Origin of the sequence: Novacetimonas hansenii JCM 7643 (genome assembly GCF_000964405.1) — a bacterium.
In the GTDB taxonomy this organism is placed as follows: Bacteria; Pseudomonadota; Alphaproteobacteria; order Acetobacterales; family Acetobacteraceae; genus Novacetimonas; species Novacetimonas hansenii.
The window spans coordinates 1-3,819 of record NZ_BANE01000271.1 but is presented as its reverse complement, the minus strand read 5'-3'; the positions used below and the strand labels follow the sequence as shown (position 1 = coordinate 3,819).

Sequence of the window (3,819 nt, the reverse complement as noted above, 5' to 3'; positions counted from 1 at the left end):
CGCAGGGCGGCTGCCGCGCTGCCGCCGGTCTCCAGCAATGCGTCCTCGCGCCGCAACACGGTGCGCGGCCCGTCGCCTGCGCCACGCCGGGCCTCCAGCGCGGCGGCCACCATGTCGGCATGCCAGTGGGCATTGACCACCACACGCGCCACCCCGGCACGGTCCAGCCGGTCGAGCGCATGGCACAGGATCGCCTGCCCCCCCACCTTCAGCAGGGGCTTGGGGGTGGTTTCGCTCAACGGGCGCATCCGCCGCCCCATCCCGGCGGCAAAAATCATCGCCGTTTCGGGCATGTCCACACTCATGCGTGCTCTCCTGCCTGTTTCGTGTCATCACCCAGCCCGCACGCCACCGCCCGGCCATCCGCACCCCATCCGCGCAGGATGGCGTCGCGCCCGCCATCGGCACGCACCACCAGGTCGATATGCCGTGCGTGCGGCGGTGTCAGTGCGCCCAGACGTTCGGGCCATTCCACCAGCACGATCCCCTCGCACGCATCATCCCAGCCAAGTTCGACCAGCGCGCCGGGACCATCCAGCCGCCACAGGTCAAAATGCGAGACCTCAACCCCCTGGCCGCGTTCCGCCTGCCCGCCTGCCACCTGCCCGCCTTCGCCCGGCACATCCTTGCCCGGCACGTCATAGGTCTGCACAAGGGTATAGGACGGGCTTGGCACCTCCATCGCCGGGTCATCGCACATTGCCCGCAACAGCGCGCGCGCCAGCGTCGTCTTTCCCGCGCCGAGGTCACCGCGCAGCAGCACCGCATCCCCCACCCGCACGACAGGGGCCAGCGCCCGGCCCAACGCCATGGTTGCGGCGTCATCAGGCAGGCATATGCGCACCACGTCCGGCGCGCGCGAAGGGGTCGTGTCCATCTGCGTCATCAGGGTATTGTGCGCCCATGACGCGTGCGCAGACAAGACGGAGCAGCATGCCCGCGCGCTTGTTCCGCACACGTACCATCCACAAGGCTTATCCACGGGGATCTTCCCCAAAGGCCATCCACAGGGATCATTCACAGAGCCCATCCACGAATGGCCATACAGGAGGGCCATATACAGGGGCCATCCCCGCGCGACACATCCCCGCGATGGGGTGTTTACGCAGGGTTTGCGCCATATTTTGTGGGTTGCGCTGTTGCGCCATGCAACGCACAACGCAGCACGAGCCCGAACAGACACGGATTGCAGGACATACAGCAATGACCGACACCGCCAGCCTTTCCACCGATGTCGCCATTATCGGCGCGGGGCCTGCCGGCCTGTTCGCCGCGTTCGAATGCGCGATGCTCAAGCTGGGCTGCGTCATGATTGATGCGCTGGATGAAATCGGCGGCCAATGCACGGCGCTGTATCCCGAAAAGCCGATTTATGACATTCCCGCCCATCCGGCCATCGCGGGGGGCGACCTGATTGCCGCACTCGACCGGCAGATCGCGCCGTTCGATGTCCCGCGCCTGCTTGGCCGCCGGGTGGAGGAACTGTCGGGCACGCGCGGGGCGTTCACCCTGCGCACCAGCACGGGTGACACGATTCGCGCCCACGCCGTCATCATCGCCGCCGGCGCCGGGGCGTTCGGCCCCAACCGCCCGCCTCTCGACGGGCTGGAGGGGTTCGAAAAAAGCGGCGCGGTGCGGTATTATGTCCGTCGCCGCGCCGATTTCGCGGGCCAGCATGTCCTGATCGCCGGGGGTGGGGATTCGGCCGTGGACTGGGCGCTGTCGCTGCGTGACGTGGCGGCGCGCGTTTCCATCGTCCATCGCCGCAACCGCTTCCGCGCCGCCCCCGAAAGCCTGCGCCAGCTGGACGAAGCCGTGGAACGCGGCGAGATCGAGAAACTTGTCGGTTATCAGCTTCACGGCCTGCGCGGCGCTGACGGCGTGCTTGAGGGGGTTGACCTCATCACCCTTGATGGGGAGATGCTGCATGTCCCGTGCCAGACGCTCCTGCCATTCTTTGGCCTGGCGACAGACCTTGGCCCCATCGCACAATGGGGGCTTGATACCATCCGCGGCACCATCCCGGTCACGCCTTCCACCTGCGAAAGCAGCATGCCCGGCATCTTTGCCGTGGGGGATGTCGCATCCTATCCGGGGAAGCTGAAGCTGATCCTGCAGGGATTCAGCGAATGCGCCATGGCCGCGCACGCCATCCATCCCATCGTCCATCCCGACACGGCGCTGCATTTCGAATATTCCACCAGCAAGGGCGTACCCTCTGCCTGAATTCCGCCCGCATCAGGCGATACATATTCCGACACATAATGTTATGACACCATGTGCCGGATCGGGCGCGCCACGCTTGACCCCATCGGGTCGGGCGATAGCATCGCGCCCGGATTTCATGATGTGACACGAAGGGGCAGCGGGTGAAGGTTATTATTCTGGGCGCGGGCGTGGTGGGCGTGACCACGGCATGGTACCTGGCCCGACAGGGGCACGAGGTCGAGGTGATCGACCGCCAGCCCGCCGCCGCGATGGAAACGTCATTCGCCAATGCGGGGCAGGTTTCCCCCGGATATTCCGCACCATGGGCCGGGCCGGGCCTGCCGTTGCAGGTCCTGAAATGGATGTGCAGCAGCGCCAGCCCCATGATCGTCCGCCCACGCATTGATTTCGCAATGTTCGGCTGGATGATGGAGGTCCTGCGCAACTGCAACGCCCATGCCTATGACATCAACAAGTCACGCATGCTGCGTATCGCAACCTACAGCCGCGACTGCCTTGATGCGCTGCGTGCGGAAACCGGCATCACCTATGACGATGCACAGCGCGGACTGATCCAGTTGTTCCGTACTGACCGCGATGTTGCAAAAGCGCATAAGGACATGCAGGTGCTGCGCCAGCATGGCGTGGAACACGAACTCCTCAACCCGGACCAGATCGCGGCATACGAACCCGGCCTGTCGGGATCGCGCCACCTGCTGCGCGCGGGGCTGCGCCTGCCGGGGGATGAAACCGGCGATGCGCACATGTTCACACAGCGCCTGGCGCAAAAGGCGGCAGAGCTGGGCGTGACGTTCCGATATGAAACAACGGTGCGGGCGCTTGATGCCTCGGCCGACGAAATCCTGGGCGTGCGGACATCTGCCGGACGCATCACGGGCGATGCCTATGTCATCGCCCTCGGCAGTTATGCGCCGCGCCTTGTCCGCCCACTGGGGCTGCGGCTGCCGATCTATCCGGTTAAGGGATATTCCCTGACGCTGCCGGTAACGGATGAAACCCGCGCGCCGACCTCCACCGTCAATGATGACAGGTACAAGGTTGCCATCACGCGGCTTGGCGATCGCATCCGCATTGGCGGGACGGCGGAACTGACGGGATATAATACACGGTTGAGCCGGGACCGCCGCGCGGGGCTGGAGGAATGTTTTTCCGAACTGTTTGGCGGCGGCGACCTGTCACAGGCGGTGTACTGGACGGGCCTGCGCCCCAATACGCCCGATAGCACGCCCGTCATTGGCGGATCAAAGCGGTTTGGCAACCTGTGGTTCAATACCGGCCACGGAACGTTGGGATGGACGATGGCGTGCGGGTCAGGAAAACTGGTGGCCGACATGATAAGCCACAAGCCAACCGATATTCCCAGCCTTGACCTGTCGCTTGATCGGTACGCACGCTGAAAGGCCGTGTCAAAACACACTTATTGATCGGAAATGATGGACGTTTCCCGGCATTGCCTTGTTTCAAAAAGGCAATGTCTTTCAAGGCTCCCTGACAACAGCTTTGCAAAAACCTGTATCGCCTCAGAGGCTGCCTGAAGAGTCAGGCCCGATAACATCCTGAAATCATAAAAGTTTTTGGTGAAGCTTTTTC

4 protein-coding genes are annotated in these 3,819 nt (G+C 64.0%); 2 read left to right on the top strand and 2 right to left on the bottom strand.

Annotation, left to right across the window (positions count from 1 at the left end):
- A partial coding sequence (locus B7G66_RS14485) for an NTP transferase domain-containing protein (RefSeq protein ID WP_048859327.1) occupies positions 1-305 on the bottom strand: 305 nt, incomplete at its 3' end.
- Positions 302-877, bottom strand: a complete 576-nt coding sequence (gene tsaE, locus B7G66_RS14480; protein ID WP_048859328.1) for a tRNA (adenosine(37)-N6)-threonylcarbamoyltransferase complex ATPase subunit type 1 TsaE — start codon at positions 875-877, stop codon at positions 302-304. The genes B7G66_RS14485 and tsaE, both read right to left, overlap by 4 nt.
- Positions 878-1,203: 326 nt before the next feature.
- On the opposite strand from tsaE, the gene B7G66_RS14475 reads away from it, so the two are divergent.
- Entirely contained in the window at positions 1,204-2,226 is a 1,023-nt protein-coding gene (locus B7G66_RS14475; RefSeq protein ID WP_003621998.1) for an NAD(P)/FAD-dependent oxidoreductase, read from the top strand.
- Positions 2,227-2,369: 143 nt separating this feature from the next.
- Complete coding sequence (locus B7G66_RS14470) at positions 2,370-3,626, top strand: D-amino acid dehydrogenase (RefSeq protein ID WP_003621996.1); 1,257 nt, start codon at positions 2,370-2,372, stop codon at positions 3,624-3,626.
- Positions 3,627-3,819 lie beyond the last annotated feature (193 nt).

Coding starts and splice junctions, on each gene's coding strand:
- B7G66_RS14475 (WP_003621998.1), top strand. CDS start 1,204: ATGACCGACACCGCCAGCCTTTCCACCGATGTCGCCATTATCGGCGCG.
- tsaE (WP_048859328.1), bottom strand. CDS start 877: ATGGACACGACCCCTTCGCGCGCGCCGGACGTGGTGCGCATATGCCTG.